At 37.9% G+C, this 17,069-nt stretch carries 16 protein-coding genes; all 16 read left to right on the top strand.

The window, feature by feature from the left end; all coding sequences use genetic code 11:
• Positions 1–4 precede the first annotated feature (4 nt).
• The 16 genes from Q0A12_RS10430 (at position 5) to Q0A12_RS10355 (ending at position 16,989) form a co-directional block, all read left to right on the top strand.
• Entirely contained in the window at positions 5–457 is a 453-nt protein-coding gene (locus Q0A12_RS10430) for a P27 family phage terminase small subunit (protein WP_291292583.1), read from the top strand.
• Positions 454–2,181 (top strand): terminase TerL endonuclease subunit, encoded by a 1,728-nt coding sequence (locus Q0A12_RS10425; RefSeq protein ID WP_291292582.1) that lies wholly within the window; start codon positions 454–456, stop codon positions 2,179–2,181. The genes Q0A12_RS10430 and Q0A12_RS10425 overlap by 4 nt, the downstream gene beginning before the upstream one ends.
• Before the next feature lie 66 nt (positions 2,182–2,247).
• Positions 2,248–3,432, top strand: coding sequence for a phage portal protein (locus Q0A12_RS10420; RefSeq protein ID WP_291292581.1), 1,185 nt, complete (start codon positions 2,248–2,250; stop codon positions 3,430–3,432).
• Positions 3,404–3,973 carry an HK97 family phage prohead protease gene (locus tag Q0A12_RS10415; RefSeq protein WP_291292580.1) on the top strand — a complete coding sequence of 190 codons (570 nt, stop codon included), beginning with the start codon at positions 3,404–3,406 and terminating at the stop codon, positions 3,971–3,973. Before Q0A12_RS10420 ends, Q0A12_RS10415 begins: the two co-directional genes overlap by 29 nt.
• 13 nt (positions 3,974–3,986) lie before the next feature.
• Entirely contained in the window at positions 3,987–5,333 is a 1,347-nt protein-coding gene (locus Q0A12_RS10410) for a phage major capsid protein (RefSeq protein WP_291292579.1), read from the top strand.
• 1 nt (position 5,334) lies between these two features.
• Positions 5,335–5,616, top strand: a complete 282-nt coding sequence (locus tag Q0A12_RS10405; protein WP_291292613.1) for a head-tail connector protein — start codon at positions 5,335–5,337, stop codon at positions 5,614–5,616.
• Positions 5,594–5,920, top strand: a complete 327-nt coding sequence (locus Q0A12_RS10400) for a phage head closure protein (RefSeq protein ID WP_291292578.1) — start codon at positions 5,594–5,596, stop codon at positions 5,918–5,920. Before Q0A12_RS10405 ends, Q0A12_RS10400 begins: the two co-directional genes overlap by 23 nt.
• On the top strand, positions 5,910–6,245 hold the full coding sequence (locus Q0A12_RS10395; RefSeq protein WP_086269593.1) for a hypothetical protein: 336 nt from the start codon (positions 5,910–5,912) through the stop codon (positions 6,243–6,245). Before Q0A12_RS10400 ends, Q0A12_RS10395 begins: the two co-directional genes overlap by 11 nt.
• On the top strand, positions 6,238–6,606 hold the full coding sequence (locus tag Q0A12_RS10390; protein ID WP_291292577.1) for an HK97-gp10 family putative phage morphogenesis protein: 369 nt from the start codon (positions 6,238–6,240) through the stop codon (positions 6,604–6,606). Before Q0A12_RS10395 ends, Q0A12_RS10390 begins: the two co-directional genes overlap by 8 nt.
• A 1-nt stretch (position 6,607) precedes the next feature.
• Positions 6,608–7,252, top strand: coding sequence for a major tail protein (locus tag Q0A12_RS10385; RefSeq protein ID WP_291292576.1), 645 nt, complete (start codon positions 6,608–6,610; stop codon positions 7,250–7,252).
• The gene (locus Q0A12_RS10380) at positions 7,252–7,716 is read left to right on the top strand and encodes a hypothetical protein (protein ID WP_291292575.1); all 465 of its coding nucleotides are present in this window, start codon (positions 7,252–7,254) and stop codon (positions 7,714–7,716) included. The genes Q0A12_RS10385 and Q0A12_RS10380 overlap by 1 nt, the downstream gene beginning before the upstream one ends.
• Positions 7,717–7,907: 191 nt before the next feature.
• Positions 7,908–10,202: a phage tail tape measure protein gene (locus Q0A12_RS10375; protein WP_291292574.1), complete on the top strand. Its 2,295-nt coding sequence runs from the start codon at positions 7,908–7,910 to the stop codon at positions 10,200–10,202.
• 11 nt (positions 10,203–10,213) lie between these two features.
• Positions 10,214–10,912, top strand: a complete 699-nt coding sequence (locus Q0A12_RS10370; RefSeq protein WP_291292612.1) for a phage tail protein — start codon at positions 10,214–10,216, stop codon at positions 10,910–10,912.
• A gap of 23 nt (positions 10,913–10,935) precedes the next feature.
• Positions 10,936–13,857: a phage tail spike protein gene (locus tag Q0A12_RS10365; protein WP_366031235.1), complete on the top strand. Its 2,922-nt coding sequence runs from the start codon at positions 10,936–10,938 to the stop codon at positions 13,855–13,857.
• 11 nt (positions 13,858–13,868) lie between these two features.
• Positions 13,869–16,493 carry an SGNH/GDSL hydrolase family protein gene (locus Q0A12_RS10360; protein ID WP_291292572.1) on the top strand — a complete coding sequence of 875 codons (2,625 nt, stop codon included), beginning with the start codon at positions 13,869–13,871 and terminating at the stop codon, positions 16,491–16,493.
• Positions 16,494–16,563: 70 nt separating this feature from the next.
• Positions 16,564–16,989: a hypothetical protein gene (locus Q0A12_RS10355; RefSeq protein WP_291292571.1), complete on the top strand. Its 426-nt coding sequence runs from the start codon at positions 16,564–16,566 to the stop codon at positions 16,987–16,989.
• Positions 16,990–17,069 lie beyond the last annotated feature (80 nt).

Raw genomic sequence — 17,069 nt, 5'->3', positions numbered from 1 at the left:
AAAAATGACGACCAAAGCGCAACGTAAAGCGATTGTTGATGAAAAAGTCAGTGCTGAAAAGGCGCGAATTTTAATGATTATGCGACAGTCAGATATTTATACGATTACCCTTGATCCATTGATTGAATCTTATCTGGATATCTTTGAAATTTATCAACATAAATATCTATTGTGGAAAGAAAAAGGCTTTCCAGAGACACAAAAGTATACGAATAAATCTGGTGCAACCAACCCAACAAAGCATCCATTGGCTCAACAAGTTGAATTTTGGTCTGACAAAAAAATGAAAGCTCTTGATTATTTAGGTTTAACGAATAAAACAGCAATTGGCAAAAAAGTCACTGGTGGTTCGACTGCTCGACAGAATGAAGAAATCAAGCGACCAAAAGAAAAGCCAATTGATGAATTAGCCGAACATCGAAACAAGTGGCGTAAAAGAGTAGGTGGCAAACCATGATTGAACCTGGTGTGAATTATGCAGATTTATTTGCGAAACAAGTCCGCAAGAATTCAAAAAAATATCCTAAGACAGTTAGATTGGCCATTGATCGGTGGTATAAGTGGAAAAAAAGAAAAGATATTTGGTTTGATGTTGATCGTGCAAATGAGATGATGGATTGGGTAGAATCTTTTATTGTTCATACAAAAGGGGATATGGTTGGCAAACCTTTTATTTTGGAACCATGGGAAAAGTTCATTTATTCGTGGATCTATGGTTGGGTGAAGGTAAATGAAAAGGGCCAGGTAGTTCGTGTTACTCGTGAAGCATATGTTCAAATTCCTAAAAAGAATGGAAAGACATTGATTGGCGTGGGTTCATTGGGATACGCAATGTATGGTGAAGGAGCTTTATCGGTCAATTGCTATGCTTGTGCATCTGATTTTGCTCAAGCACAATATGCCGCTCAACCATTCGCTGATACGATATTAAACAATGATGTCTTACTGGATGGATCGAAAATATTCAAAGGACCCAAAGGAACTGTTTCGAGTATTACTTATAGTTATATCCATGAAGATATGGCATATACAAATAAGTTTATTGTTCAGACAAAAAATATAGATAATATCGAAGGGTCTAACCCTTATTTTATTTTAAATGATGAGCTGCACAAACAAGAAAAAATGGAGCAGTATGATAACTTTAAGTCTGCTCAAATTTCTTTGCCCCAACCATTAATGTTTAATATTTCGACTGCTGGTAAAGGAAGTAGTTCAGTTGGAATGCGTGTATATCGTGAAGCAAAAGAAGTATTGAAGAAGGATGATAATGATTCGAACTTTGTCTTAATCTATGAACCAAATAAAGGTTACGATTGGACTGACAGAAAAGTATGGGAAATGTGTAATCCTAATTGGGGAATATCGGTTGATCTATCTGCACTGGAATCTGCTTTTAAAACTGCTAAACGATCTGCTCACTCTAAAGCAGAATTTTTAACTAAGCATTTAAATGTATTTGTAAATGGGGCTGATAATTTCTTTGAACAAGATCAGGTAGAACCGTGTTTGGTTTCAACAAAAGAATTGGGAAATCTGCAAAACGAACCTTGTTATATCGGACTTGACTTGTCACGAACACGGGATTTGACATGTGTGTCTTTAAATTTTCCAACATGGGATGAGCACGGAAGGTCAATTTTAAAGGTGAAACAGCTATATTTTATTCCAAATGAAAACCTTGACTTCAGAGAAAAGGAAGATAATGTACCTTATCGCGAACTGGAAGAACAAGGGTTTGTAGAATTTTGTGATGGAAAAATGATCGATCAGGAACAAATATTGCAATACATCGATGATTGTATGGACCTATATGACATCCAACAAGTAAATTATGACCCCGCAATGAGTGATAAGCTTGTTGAGAAAATGGAGAATCTTGGATTAGAATGTGTTGAGGTTCCGCAATATCCCAAATATTTGAATGGTCCGTTTGATGATGTGGAGCGTTTATTTTATGAGCAACGAATTCTATTTGATAATCCTTTATTTTTGTATTGCACACTGAATGTTGTGGCAGTAACAAATATGAGTGGTCAAAAAGCGCCAAGTAAACGTCAGTCGAAAAAAAAGATTGATGGTTTTGTGGCGTTTTTATGTGGCCACAAAGAAACAATGAACCAAATGACAGATATTGATGACGGACAACTGGAAGAATACTTGGGCAGCATTTACAGATGATAATTTGAAAGGCGGTGAGATTTATTGAGATTACGAGATAGGGTTTCAAATGCAGTGTATTCATTTATGGAAAAGCGAGGATATTTAGAAGATATCTTTGGAAAAACAACACGCTATGGACAACGTTATGTTACAGATGATTCTATCATGGAGTCTTCAGATGTTTATGAGTTGGTTCAGGATATTTCTAATCAAGTAGCATTGGCAACACCAGTAGTAATCGGACCGAATGGGGAAGAGGTGAAAGATCATTTCTTATTGAAAATTCTAAACAATCCAAATGATTATTTAACTGGATTCGAGTTTGCAAAATTAGAAACAAACACTTTGCTGATCAATGGAGAAGCTTTTCCTTTGACTGACCGTGATCAACTACATTTGGCTTATGGTGTTACCACCAAAATTAATGAACGCTTGCAAGAAGAATTCAATATGAACGGTCAAAGTATTCCTGGTCAGATGATTCGACATATCAAAAATATTGGTACTGATTCGATAAAAGGAGCTGGAATTATTGACCTGGCTAAAAACACTCTAGAAGGTGTTCTAAGCGCTGAAAAAGTGTTGACGGATAAATACTCGAAAGGTGGATTACTTGCGTTCATGCTCAAACTGGATGCGCATATTAATCCGAATAACAGCGCACAAACCAAGATAGTAAAAGCAATACTTGATCAATTAGAAACAACACAAGATGACAATAATCATACAGTAAAGATGATTCCTTTGGGAAAAGGTTATTCTATAGAAACGTTAAAAAGTCCAGTTGATGATGCAGCAATTCTAAATTATTTAGGCGTGTACAAGAAAGACCTAGGGAAATTCTTGGGGATCAATGTAGATACCTATCAATCATTAATGAAATCTGATATTGAAAAAGCGATGATGTATCTGCATAACAAAGCAATAAAGCCAATATTGAAGAACAAGAGCGATCACTATACCGCTCTTTTTTTTATGCCTCATTCTGGGTATCGAGTGGAATGGAAGATTAATATTTTGGATTTCGTTCCATATTCAACCAAAACAAATATCGGTTACAACATTGTTCGTACTGGTATTACTAGCCCTGACAATGTAGCAGAAATGCTTGGGTTCCCAAAACAGAACACACCAGAAACACAAGCAATCTATATTTCAAATGATTTATCTAGGATTGGCCAGAAGAAAGCAACAGACAATTCTTTGCCAACTAGTGATGATCTGAAGGGAGGTGATGGAAATGAAAAAGAAGGAAATTCGGACATTTGATATCACCAACTTGAGTACAAGAGATGATACCGAAAACAATAGTCGAATCGTTACTGGGTATGCAGCTGTTTTTAATAGTCGCACACTTTTATGGGAAGGGTTGGAAGAAGTGATTTCTCCTGGTGCTTTTTCACGAGCTTTATCAGGATCAGATATTCGGTGCCTTTTTGATCATGATTGGTCGAAGGTTTTAGGTCGAACAAAAAGTGGAACGTTACGTCTCGAAGAAGACGATCGAGGGTTGAAATTCGAAGTAGAATTGCCAAATACAACAGTAGCAAATGATCTGATCGAGTCAATGAGTCGAGGAGATATCAATCAATGTAGCTTTGGTTTTATTCCAACAGAAGAAACCTGGGATTACAACACTGATCCGGTACTTCGTACTGTCAATGAGGTGGAGTTATTTGAAGTGTCTATTGTTTCACTTCCTGCATACCAGGATACGGAAGCAACACTTGCTAGAAGTAAACAGGAAATCCAGCAAGATATTGAAGCAAGAAAACAAATGATCAAAAAAATAAATAACGCATTAGCGTAATGGAGGTAACAACATGGATAAAAAATTATTGAAAAAATTACAAGCTCGTCATGAGCAACGCCTAACTGAGTTACGTGGAGAAATTGAATCTGGCGAAGTACGTGAAGCAGATTTAGAAGCTGTTCAAGAAGAAATTGATGGATTAGTAGGAGAACTGAAAGATATCAAAGATGAATTAGATGAGGGTACCGATGAACCTGTGACGGATCCCGCAGACAATGAAGGACGTTCAGCTGATAATAGCGATGATGTAGATCCACAGGTAGATGATTCAGAAACTGACACTAAAGAAAATCGTGCCGGAATGATTTCACAACAACAACGTGATGGATTGTTGGGCAACATTAAAAAAGGGATGGAGGCCCGAAATGCTTTGAGTAAAAAACAAAAAGAGCAACAAGTGCGAAAAGCATTTGCCAATTATATTGTTGGAAACATTTCAGAATCAGAAGCTCGTGCTTTAGGAATTGAAACAGGTAATGGATCGGTCACAGTTCCAGAAGTTATTGCATCAGAAGTTATTACTTACGCACAAGAAGAAAATTTACTTCGTAAATATGGAACAGTAATACCAACAAAAGGTGATGTGAAGTATCCAATTTTAGTGAAGAAAGCAGAGGCTAATGTAAATAAGAAGGAACGTACTGCTGATATTACTGAAACTGCTATTGAATTTGATGAAATTCTTCTTAATCCAGCGGAATTTGATGCATTAGCAACTGTAACCAAGAAACTGTTGAAGATGTCTGGTGTACCAGTTGAAGATATCGTGGTTGAAGAGCTGAAAAAAGCTTATGTGCGTAAAGAAATTAACTATATGTTCAATGGTGATGATACAGGAAACGAAAACCCTGGTGCATTAGCTAAAAAAGCAGTAGCTTTTGAGAAACCTTTAGATTTGACTGCTGCAGGTGCAGGTCAAAAATTATATGATGCATTGATTGAATTTAAAAACACTCCAGTAACTGAAGTGATGAAAAAAGGTCGTTTCATTATCAATCGTGCCGCTTTAACTGCTATTGAAAAAATGAAAACAGATGATGGGTTCCCTTTGTTACGCCCATTTACACAAGCAGAAGGGGGAATTGGTTATCAATTAGTAGGGTATCCAGTTGATTGGACTGATGCAGCAGATAAAAAAGGTGAGCCAGATACACCTGTTTTATATTTTGGTGATTTTTCAGCATTTAAAATTCAAGAAGTTATCGGTGCTTTAGAAATTCAGAAGCTTGTTGAGAAATTTTCAGGGAAAAACCAAATTGGATTCCAGATTTATAATTTGTTGGATGGACAATTAGTTTATTCAGCTTTTGAACCAGCTGTATATCGTTATGAAATCACAAAACCAGTTGGTGGTTAAAATGGAAGACCAAGCCAATGATTTATCTTTAGAAGAAAAGTTCAAGGCGCATATTCATTTTGAAGAGGGCATGGATGATTCCATGCTCTCTTTCTATTTGGAAATGGCCAAGGACTATGTGATGACTGCTACTGGAAGTCAAAAAGAATATCTGATTTTATTAGTAGCTGGCATTGGTTACGAGTATCGAGTTGCTGAAGGTGAATTAGAAGCAGCATTGAATGCCATTACACCATTTATTGTACAGGGGGTGATCCAAAATGCCGAAGAGACAAACCAATAAACTTAGATGGAAAGCTGAATTGTTGGCTATTGTTGAAACGGTTGATGATCGAGATCGGCCTGTAACGAAGTACCAAGTGAGACGTCCATTGTGGTACGAAGATATTGGTGTGACCGCACAAGAGAAATATCTTTCACTGCAAGCAAAAACTGACGTTGTCAGACGGATTAAGATTAGATTGGATAAATCTATCACCGAAAAGCTAAGTGCCGTAAGAATTGATTCTGTGGCTTATAACATTACTCGTATTTATACGAATGTTGATGATCGTGAAATGGAGTTGAGTTTGGCTTATGTCGATTAGTTTTGAAAAACTTAAATCAACGCTTAAAGATACTGGTTTTCCAGTATTTCGTGACAAAGCAAAAAAAGGTACCGATTATCCTTATATAGTGTATTCCAGTGTAAATAAAGGGAGAAAAAAAGCTTCTGGGAAAGTATTCAGAAGACTTCCTTACTATCAAATTTCCTTTTTTACTGATGGCGATGAGTTGGATCTTTTGCCACTTGAAAAAGCGATGGAAGCTGCAAATATTCCTTTCTCAACATTTTCCAGTCAACAAGGCGATGAAAACGATGATACGATCACAAATTTCTTCACTTATGTGAGGTGTGTTGAAAATGCCTAGTAATAACAACGGCTTCGCAGATATGGCTGATATTCTTGGCGAATTAAGTAGAGTCGACCCTGTAAAGGTCTCATTAGAGTCTTTAGAAGAAGCCGCAAACTTCTATGTCGACAAAATGTTGCCACGTATACCTAAAAGCTTAATGAAAAGAAAACATATGCGAGATCAAATCAAAGTTGTAGTCGAGAAGGACAGAGTAAGAGTTGCTTTCGAAGATACAGCATATTACTGGCGATTCGCAGAAAACGGGACTGTGAACCAAAAAGCGCAGCATTTCGCTAGTGGTACTTATGAACAAAATAAAAATAAAATCGAAGATATCATGACTAAAAAAATTATGGATCTTTGGGGAGGTAATTAATTTGGGCAAAACAGATGTATTGTACTTTGAAGGCCTTGAAGATATCTTGATCACTATGATGTCTCCAGCGGCACAAGACGGCGTAAATAAAGCGCCAGAATATGGCGAAATCGTAAGACTGCCTATTGCTACCAAACTGGCTGTTAAAGGTAACGGATCAACATTGGAAAAATGGGCATCTAGCAAGATGTTCCGCCGTGTCTCACGAGAAACGAAACATGAGCTAGGATTGGACCATGTTGGCATTCCAATTGATGTAATGGACGAACTCAAAGGACTAATTGCTGAAAGCGGCGTCACCTTTTCTAAGAATATTGCAAGAGAATATCCGTTCTTTGCTTTTGGATTTATCGGCAAAATTGAAGGCGGCGGCCGCAAAGCAGTATGGTATCCGAAAACTCAGTTATCTAATGTAATTGATGAAGAGTATGCGACTGAGGAAGACGAAACAAAAATTGATGATGTAACTGCAAACTTTGTTGCTACTGGTCTAAATTATAATAACGTTATGTATTCAAGTTTTGATTCAAATAGAACAAGTGGCTCTTTAGAATTGTTTGAAAAATTTATTGCTCAACCGATTTATTCTGAACAACAATGGAAAACAATTGTTGCAGCTGCTCCAGGAACTGGCGGTGGCGATTAGTGGCACGATTAATTGATTATGGAATAAATGTTGATGATTTAGGGAATTCACGGATGGTAAATATTAAAGGGCATGATTTTCCTGTTGTGTTTACAATGGAAACGATGGAATATATTGCCGATGTTTACGGTGAAGATTACTCTAAATTTGAAAATGATATGAATCTCTTAATTAATAAGAGTGGCGGTGAGATTAACTCTCGTAACCTTACACCGGCGGATCTAAAAATTATGCGATCTTTAATTTACGGTATGTTGCGTACTGGTGGACTGGATGAAGATCCTCAGACGATATTTAAGTTTTTAGGTATGAACGGAGACGTCTTACAAGCGTATGGCGCATGTATGGAAATTTTTTCAAATCAAAAGTTCCAGGTGGAAGACTTAAAAAAATCGAAGAAGCCACAAGATTATCAAACTCCTCGAAAGAAAAACGGAAAAAACAAAAAGAAACGCAAGAGATAGGGACTCCTTGGAGTTTTTATCTCTATGTTGCCCTTACTCTATTAAATTGGAGTGAGGAATTTTTTTTAAAGGCAACACCTAACTTGTGGCTTAAATCTTATATCCAGTGGTTGAAGAGCAATACGGAGTTTGAGCCACCGGAAACAAGAACAATGGACCAAAGCCCTTGGTGGTAGGAAAGGAGTGCTAAGATGGCCGTAAGAGAAGTAGACACAGTCTTGAATTTCAAGACAAATGGAGAAGTCAATTACTCTAAAACGATCAAAGAAATTAACCGTGAAATGAACTTAGCAGCTACTGAGTACAAAAACCAAGTGTCTGCTATGGACAAAGATGCAACAGCAACTGAAAAACTGACTGCAGCCAAGAAAAAATTAGAAAATCAGTTGTCGCTCGCCGAAAAGCGAACAGAACTTTTACGAGAGCAATATGAGAAGTCAGTTGAAGAGACAGGAAAATACTCACAAGAATCAGAAAAGTTGTACAAGAAAATGCTTGAATCGGAAACTGGTCAGAATAAGCTCAAAGCAGCATTAGATGAAACAAATGAAGCATTGAAAGAACAAGGTAATCTTTCAATTGAGACGGCTGAAAAACTAAAAAAGATAGAAGAAGCTGGAGAGAAAGTTTCTAATGTTGGCAAAAAGATGTCAGTAGGGGTAACAGCGCCGATTATGGCTGCTGGAGCAGCTGGATTGGCGGCTTTCTCAGAAGTTGATGAAGCACTAGATACGATCATTACTAAGACTGGTGCAACAGGCGATGTTGCTGATCGTTTAGCTGATTCGTTTGAAAATGTGGGATCAAATACACATTTAGAACTTCAAACAGTTGGGGAAGCTATTGGCGAAGTGAACACGCAGTTTGGTTTCATGGATAAAAAGTTAGAAGACTCAACCAACTATATTCTTCAGTTTGCTGAAATAAATGGTACTGATGTTTCACAATCAGCGATTTATGCGCGACAAGCAATTGAAGCTTATGACCTATCATACGATGATTTGAACAAAGTATTGGATGTTACAACGAAGACTTCACAGAACACAGGTCAAGCTGTAGACAGCCTTTTTGATTCAGCAATAAAAGGAGCTCCACAAATTAAACAGTTAGGATTAAGTTTTGGCGAAGGCGTAACCTTAATGGGACAATTTGAACAAGCTGGTGTTGATGGAAATGCTGCTTTAAGTAGCTTATCAAAAGCAACTGTAGCTTATGCGAAGGACGGAAAATCTCTTTCTGAAGGTTTAGGAGAATTACAAAATAAAATTAAAAATGCAAGTTCAGAAACAGAAGCAATTAATGCGGCAGCAGAAGTTTTTGGAACTAAGGGTGGACCAAGAATGGCGGATGCTATTCGTAGAGGCACACTTAATCTTGAAGATCTTGCAAAAATAGCTAGTGAAAGTGAGGGATCTGTTGGAGAAACTTTTGAAGCTACATTAGATCCTATTGATAAATCAAATCAAGCGATGAATAATGCAAAATTAGCATTAGCTGGTGTCGGAGAGTCGATACAAATCAGCTTATTGCCATTCTTCGAAATGGCGATTGATGCATTACAGAAGTTTAAAAGCTGGTGGGATTCGTTGGATCAAGGTACCAAGAATTGGATCATTACGCTTGCCGGAATTATTGCAGCTGTCGGACCGGTTTTAGTTATACTGGGAACATTAATGGGATCAGTGACAAAAATTGCTACTGGAATTAGAGTTTTACAAGGAGTTTGGTCGGGAATGACTGCAATGTTAGCTACAAATCCTTTTGTTCTTGTAATAGCTGGTATTGCATTGCTTATAGCTGGATTAGTTCTTGCTTACAATAAAGTGGAATGGTTTAGAAATGGTGTTAATGCATTCTTTCAGGGTATTTCAGATGTAGCAGTAGAAGTATTTAATTTCATGGCTGGATACATAAGTAATATTTTTGGAGGAATCATACAAAATTTCCAAAACTTTTTCGATGCAGGTAAGAGAATTTTTACCGGATTTATAGATTTTATAACTGGAATTTTCACTGGAGATTGGGAACGAGCGTGGAATGGTGTTGTAAATATTTTTGGCGGTATTTTTGATATGATTGCTGCTATGGCTAAAGCACCACTAAACACAATGATTGGATTGATCAATGCATTTCTTGGTGGACTAAACAACATTAAAATTCCAAAATGGGTTCCTGGTGTTGGCGGAAAAGGGTTTAGTATATCCACGATTCCTTATTTAGCAGAAGGCGGACATGTATTAAATGGACAAGCAATTGTCGGTGAAGCTGGACCAGAATTACTTTCAAACAAAAATGGTAAAACGACTGTTACACCTTTATCTGAAGAAGAAAAACGCAAGGGTATTGGTGGTAAAGTACAGCCAACTAAAGTGGAACAACATATTCACATCGGCAATGTCGATGCAAATAATCCAAGTGAACTAAACAAAATGAATCGCAAATTTTACCGTGCAAGTAAACAAGCTCTTGCCGGTGTGGGAGGATGATAGGAATGTTCATGGATGCTGATACACCGAATTTCATATTCAAAGGAATCAACGCAGTTTTGGATATGGATTGTATTATCGAAACGGAACTTCCTGAGATCTCTCCTAACAAACGCTATGAAGAAATCACTGTGCTAGGTCGAAGCGGTTCGCTGCACGAAACATTCGGTGATTACGAACCCTATGATTTAGAAGTTGAATCAATCACAATCCCGTATGATCGGTTACGTGAAGTAAAGCAATGGTTGCAAGGTCGTGGGCAATTGATTACCCACAATGATTATAATACTTATCGAGACGTTATCTGTATGATGAATTCCCCTACTAAGTTTGAAAACGAGTGGGGGTTTTTCTATACCTTCGATTTAACCTTTCGATGCCAACCTTTTAAACGGAAAGTAAATGAACAATCATTGCCATTCACAACTTCACTGGTCTTTCATGATCCTGGTGATGAAACGGCAAAACCGTACATTGAATTAAAGCCAACAGGTGGCAATGTCAAGCTTATGATCAATAATATTTCGTTGATGATTACGAACAACAGCACTGAAATAATCAAAGTTGATTGTGAACACGGAAAAATTATTCAAGGTTCGAAAACACTTTTTAGCAAAGGAGAATGGCCGTTGGTTCGTCCTGGAGAAAACAAATTGATTACCACAGGAGTTTCTAGCGGTACAATTTTAAGAAGGAGCGTGTATTTGTGAGTTTAATTTATGTTTATGAAGAAATGCCATCAGACTTAGAAACGAACGGTCACGCTTTGATCGATTGGGATGATTTACCTGAAATCAATCGCATTCTAAATGGTGATTTCACTTTTTATGGAAACTACTCGCTTGATGGCCAGAATGTAGAATATTTGAAAGAAGACAATTTTATTCGTGCAGAAGATGAAGATGGCAAAATAAAATATTTTGAAATTAAAAAAGTAATTAAAAATCTTAATTCATTTTCTGTTACCGGCAGAGCAATTGGGTATATGCTGAGTAGGAATTTTATTGAGAATAGTTTTACTTCTGCTGGGAATGGATCAATTATCATGAGTAGATTAAAGGCTGCTTTAGCATTTGAGCAGCCTTTTTCCTTTGAATCGACCATTCAAACAGTTCATCAATTTACTGTTAAGCAAACGAATCCTATTGATGCAATTATAGGTTCGAATAATGGCAATGAAAATCTTGCCAGTGTAACCGGTGGCGAACTGGACATGGAAAACTACAGACTCAAATTGCTCGATCGGATCGGAAAAGATAATGGTTATCGAATTGATCTAGGAGTAAATCTTGAGGCGATTGAAGAAGAGATTGACGGAAATTACTACAACAGCTTGTATTTAGTCGGTGGTGTACCGGAAGGTGATTATGATGAAGACAAAGAACCGATTACCTTTAAATTTCTTGAATTGAAAGGTGTGACAGACAAAAATCGTCGAATCGGCAAGTATGAGAACTCTGAAATCACAACTGTTGAGGAGTTAAAAAAATGGGGGCAAACCAAATTCGATAATGATCGAGTTCATGAGCCTTCAGTCACTCATACCGTTTCAATGGTTCAACTAGAACATACATTGGAATATGAAGGACTATACAGAGATATAGCAAGACTTCATTTCGGAGATACTTGCTATTGTAAAGTTGCAAAATTAGATATTGAAGTAGCAGAACGAATGGTTGAATATACCTGGTATCCAACACTTGGAAAATACAAGAGTGTTACTTTGGGAAACGATATTGAGTTTTATACGAATGCTACTGCCACAGAAACAGCTAAACTACGACAAAAAGTTGAAACTAGAACGGAACTACTGGTGGAAGCTGTTCGAAACGCATCAAGTTGGATTACTGGTACTAAAGGTGGCTATGTTCGTTTTAGACCCGAGAAGGCACCTAGCGAAATACTAATCATGGATAAACCGTCGGTTGCAGATGCTCAAAAAGTTTGGAGATGGAACCTGGGAGGTCTTGGTTATTCAAATAATGGTGTGAATGGTCCTTATGGCTTGGCGATGACTCAAGATGGTGCAATCGTGGCTGACTTTATTACTGCCGGTATTTTGTCTGGCATCCTCGTCCAAGGGGTTGCGTTGAAAACTTTGGATGATGAAGATTTCCAAGTGGTGATGGAAGGCGGAAAAGTAACCTTTGAAAAACAAGTCGTATCAACGGGCTTAGACGATGTTCATGGAGAAGAACTGGGGAGAATTACAGCTACGTATGGTGGTGGTCGAGTAATCAACGGATTTGCAGTAGTGCAAGATCCTGGTTATATATTCTCAATCAACTCCGCAAGTAAAAACAATAAGAAATTATCTACCCCGATTTTTCAAGTTCCTGAAGAAAGTACAGCGGATAATCGACTGTACAATTTCTATGGAAAAGGAACTTTTGGTGAAGGAAAAATCACTTTCAAAGATAATGTTGTCTTTGAAGGAAATGTTGAATTTAAAGGTAGAGTTGATGCGAAAGAAATGTATATTGGTGGTTCGAAAGTCATTCCTGGGCAAAATGGCGGTCCTGGTCCTGATGAAGGTGGCACGTTATCGGACGTCTTTGTTCGCGTGTTAGCATTGACTGCCAAATATGAAATGGGCGATCGTAGTTCCGGTTATTACCATCCGCCATTAGATGATGGTGCAGGTTGGAACTATGGAAAATATTCATTCACGCAAGTATACGAGATGGACAATTTCTTGGCATGGTTGGCCAAATATTATCCGGATGCACGAAGTGCTTTAGTGGGTTCTGTTGGCTCAACTGAATTTAACAACTCGTGGGCCGCGTATGGGAATGCGAATGATAAGCAATTCACGCGAATGCAAGCCGAATACTTCTGTCGCACAAAATTGAAACCGGCAATCGAAGGATTAAAAGCAAGTACAGGGGTTGATTTCAATGATGGCCAAAAATGGCTTGGAACACTTGGCATTCTTGCTTCGATTCAAAACTGGTATCCTGCCGCTGTTTCAAACGGCTTCTTTAAAACCATTACTCAACAATTTGCGAATCGATGGGATGATGCGGCATTTATCACGACAGTCTGTGATTATATTGTTGCCAATGCGGCTTCTATGGTTGCGCCTGCTTATGTCGAAGGGATTCAAAATCGCTTCAGAAATGAAAAAGCCGATGCATTGAAGCTGACAGATAAAACCTATATCCCTTTCGATGGCGTGACAACCAATCGAGGGTTAGAACACTTAGAAGATTTACTCGGCAAGCGGGTCGGCAATGGTCAGTGTTATGGACTATCCGCAGAGTATTCCGGCTATATGGGTGGCTGTGGCCTTGGTGCCGGTACACAATATGGGATGAGTCATTTAACTGGAGTGGGAAGTACAGCCGCTGCTAGCGACATCGGTATCGCTTATGACTGGTCCGCTGTTGGATGGACGGTAATCAAGAATCCAACCTATGAACAGTTACAGGTAGGAGCAATCATTAATATTGCACGTGGTGCGCCTTGGGCTGGATGGGCAGGCGGAGTCGATGATACTTATGGGCATACTGGAGTTATTAGAGGCTTAGAAGACGGACGAATCCAAACGTATGAACAAAATACTGAGCTAGGAATGATTGTAGGGAAATTTGACCGTGCTTATACAAGTGCTGCTGGAATTTCATCAATTGTTATTCCACCAGCAGAAAAATAGGAGTGATGAATTTGGAATTAGATCAATTTAGAGATGTCGATTTGGTCATTGATAGAGCGAATGATAGCTTTGTGCAGAAACAATTTGTTTCTCAAGGGGATTATAAAGGACGAACCCTAACAGTCCAAGTGACCAATAACGGGGTTATTAATGAAGTGCCAGGATTAGCGGTTAACTTGCGTTGGCAAAATCAAGCTAGCGGCTTAACTGATCTAACTGCTTTTTCTGTTGTAGATAAAGAAAATAATGTTTTTCGGCTCGAATATCCCGAACATATGATGACCCCAGGAAAGGTAATCGCAAGCATTCAAGTTATTCAAAACGGAAAAGTAACGAATTTAAAAGAATTTCAGTTATCGGTTCAAAGACTTGCAGGGGAAGCTGTGGGGATCGTTGGAAAAGCGGAGTTTAGTGCATTAGTGGCGGTATTATCGGATGCGAATAAGTTTCGGACTGATATTGCAACTTTAGATGCTTCTAAAGCGGAAAAAGATGAAGTGAATCGATTGATCAGTAATATTGGATCAGGTGTACCAAAAGAGACGTTTGCAAGTATTGCAGATCTACAAGCTAAATATCCAAACGGGGCAGATCATGTCATGTTAGTTTTAGATTCGGATGGCAAGGGGTATGTCTATAGTTGGAATGGTACTGAATGGGTCAAAGGTGTTCTATATCAAGCAGCAGGTATTGCCAATGGCACTGTTGATTATTCAAAATTAGCTGATGATCTTGACTATATGAAGCTGGCGCTAATTACGGAAAATAAATATATGCAGTCTGTAGCGGGTGATGGAACGATTACTTATACCGATACGGCTAATTATTTTTTAGCAACATTTGAGGTCCCTGAAAAAGGAAAACTGACGATAAAAAAATCAGCATTGCAGCACGGACAAGCAATTGCAAATATAGATAGCGATGGAAAAGCAATCTCTTATTGGTCTTTTGATTTTGGCAATATGTTTAATGCTGCATGGGCGAATGATTATACAAGTTACTATGTCATAGACGCGCCTTTATTAAAAAAAGCTTATCCAGCTATTAAAAAAATCGTTATTGAATTCAGAATCGAAGACAGAGAATCAGCATATATCTATGGAAGTCAAACAGCGGACGTGACGGACAAAACATGGAGTTCAGCGCCTGAATTTAATACATTAAGGAGCATTCCGAATCGTATAGCGGAAAGATATGATTTGTTAAACGAGAAAACATCAGTGATGTATCCAAACCAATCTATTATCAGATTTACTGTATCGACAGGATTGCCAGAATTCGCTTCAGTATCCAATCGAACATCTTATTTTTTTAAGGTTCCAGAAAAAGGGACTTTAGAATTTCCTGTTTACGATTTATCTGACCAGCAGTTTTTATTGGTTGCAGATTCTGAGGGAAAGGTGATTCAGAACTATGACTACACTTATAATACTGGAACAAATATAGTGTCGTTTTTGAGTAGATCCTCTGATGTTTTCAGAATTGACATGAAAGAACTACGTAATAAACATCTTCATGCAGCGAGTATCTATCTAGTTGTTTGGAATAAAGCTGTCGATGGGTTTTACGTATCGGCAATAAATGCTTTTGACGTATCCGATGTGTTTCCTGCAATAGCTAAATCCGAAACAGAAGACGAAAGTGATGTACGAGAGTTAGTTGTTGTATCTGAATATCCGATTGTTGCTAATCATACAGGATACCTCTACTTAGACAATATTGATTTGTATGGAAACTATTATAAAGAGCAAGATTTGTTCATCAGTCAAACAGATGACAATGAGTTGATTGCAGGTGGTTTCCCTATAAAAATGAATAGTTCTGATATTCAGGTGCCAATTTCTAGAATGGCAAACGGTCAAACAAAAGAACAGACAAGTATCCTCTGTAAGACAATTCCAGAAAATGCCGGTGATGGTAAAACTGTCAACATTATGATGATTGGTGAGTCGACGACTGAAATGGCTGGATATTTAAGAGCAATTAAGTCTAAATTTGAAGGGGATACATTGCAGGTTAACTTTGTGGGTTCGAGAGGGACAGAGGTCAAACACGAAGGGCGTAGCGGATGGACGACAAATCATTTTGTAAATGCTCAGACATATAATGGGATAACAAATAGTTTTTACAATCCTGAAACCAAAAAATTTGATTACGCATATTATCGAAATCAAAATCCAAGTGTCCCAATTCCTGACATTGTATTTTTTAATTTTGGAATCAATGATGCAAATCAAAATATCCATTCATCAGAGACAATCACTAATCTGTACTTTATGCTTGGCCAAATTCGAACAGAAAATCCAAATGTCAAATTTGGGATTGGTTTGACAAGTAACCTGTGCCGAATTGAAAATGTGGCATATAGGACTGAAAGCCGTCGAAATAATATCCTAAAAACGATCAAGGCTTTGATAGGTGAGTTTGATAAACGGCAGGAAGAAGGCTATTTTTTGAATCCTATGTTTTTAGCGGTTGATCCTATCTGGGATATGCGCTATGAAGAACGTCAGCTAAGTATTTATCAAACAAAGACTGAATTATTTTGTACAGATGGCACACACCCGGCAGACAATACAGGCTATCAAAAAACGGCTGATACGACTTATTTTACAGTCAAAAGAATGTTTGTGTAGGACTACTCGTATGAATGGGCTTATATTTCAAGGAAAGTTGGTGACGTATGTTCAGTTGGGGGAATGTAGGGTGAAAGAATTTTTGGAGCTAAATAGTCTATTTGTGGCTTTATTCGGCGGTGGTTTATTAGCTACTTTATGGCGAGTTGGAAATTGGATTGCAAAGTTAGTAAAAGCTAAAAAGGCAGAAAATGAACTGAGAGAACAAACAATTAATGCTTTAGAAGCTGCGAACAAAGAACAAGACAAACGTCTGCAAAGCGTGGAAGAGTACCAAGTAATGGCGGAAGCGAGGAGTCAAAAAATTGTCAAGGCAGAGAAAGCTTCTCTGCATAATCAAATATGGAACAAAGCTGATGAATATATCACAAGAGGGTATGTCACGGTTGGTGAGCTAAATAATTTTATTTATTTATTTGAAGCATATAAGAATCTTGGTGGCAACGGTACAGGTGACACGTTGCCACCAAGATTCTTATATGCTTCAAATAAATAAATAAAATTATTTAGCTCACCAACCGTGACATACCCTCTTGTGATATATTCATCAGCTTTGTTCCATATTTGATTATGCAG

The organism is Enterococcus sp., assembly GCF_022711995.1.
GTDB lineage: Bacteria > Bacillota > Bacilli > Lactobacillales > Enterococcaceae > Enterococcus_D.
The sequence above is the reverse complement of the archived record's forward strand: the minus strand, read 5'-3'. Positions and strand labels throughout refer to the sequence as shown.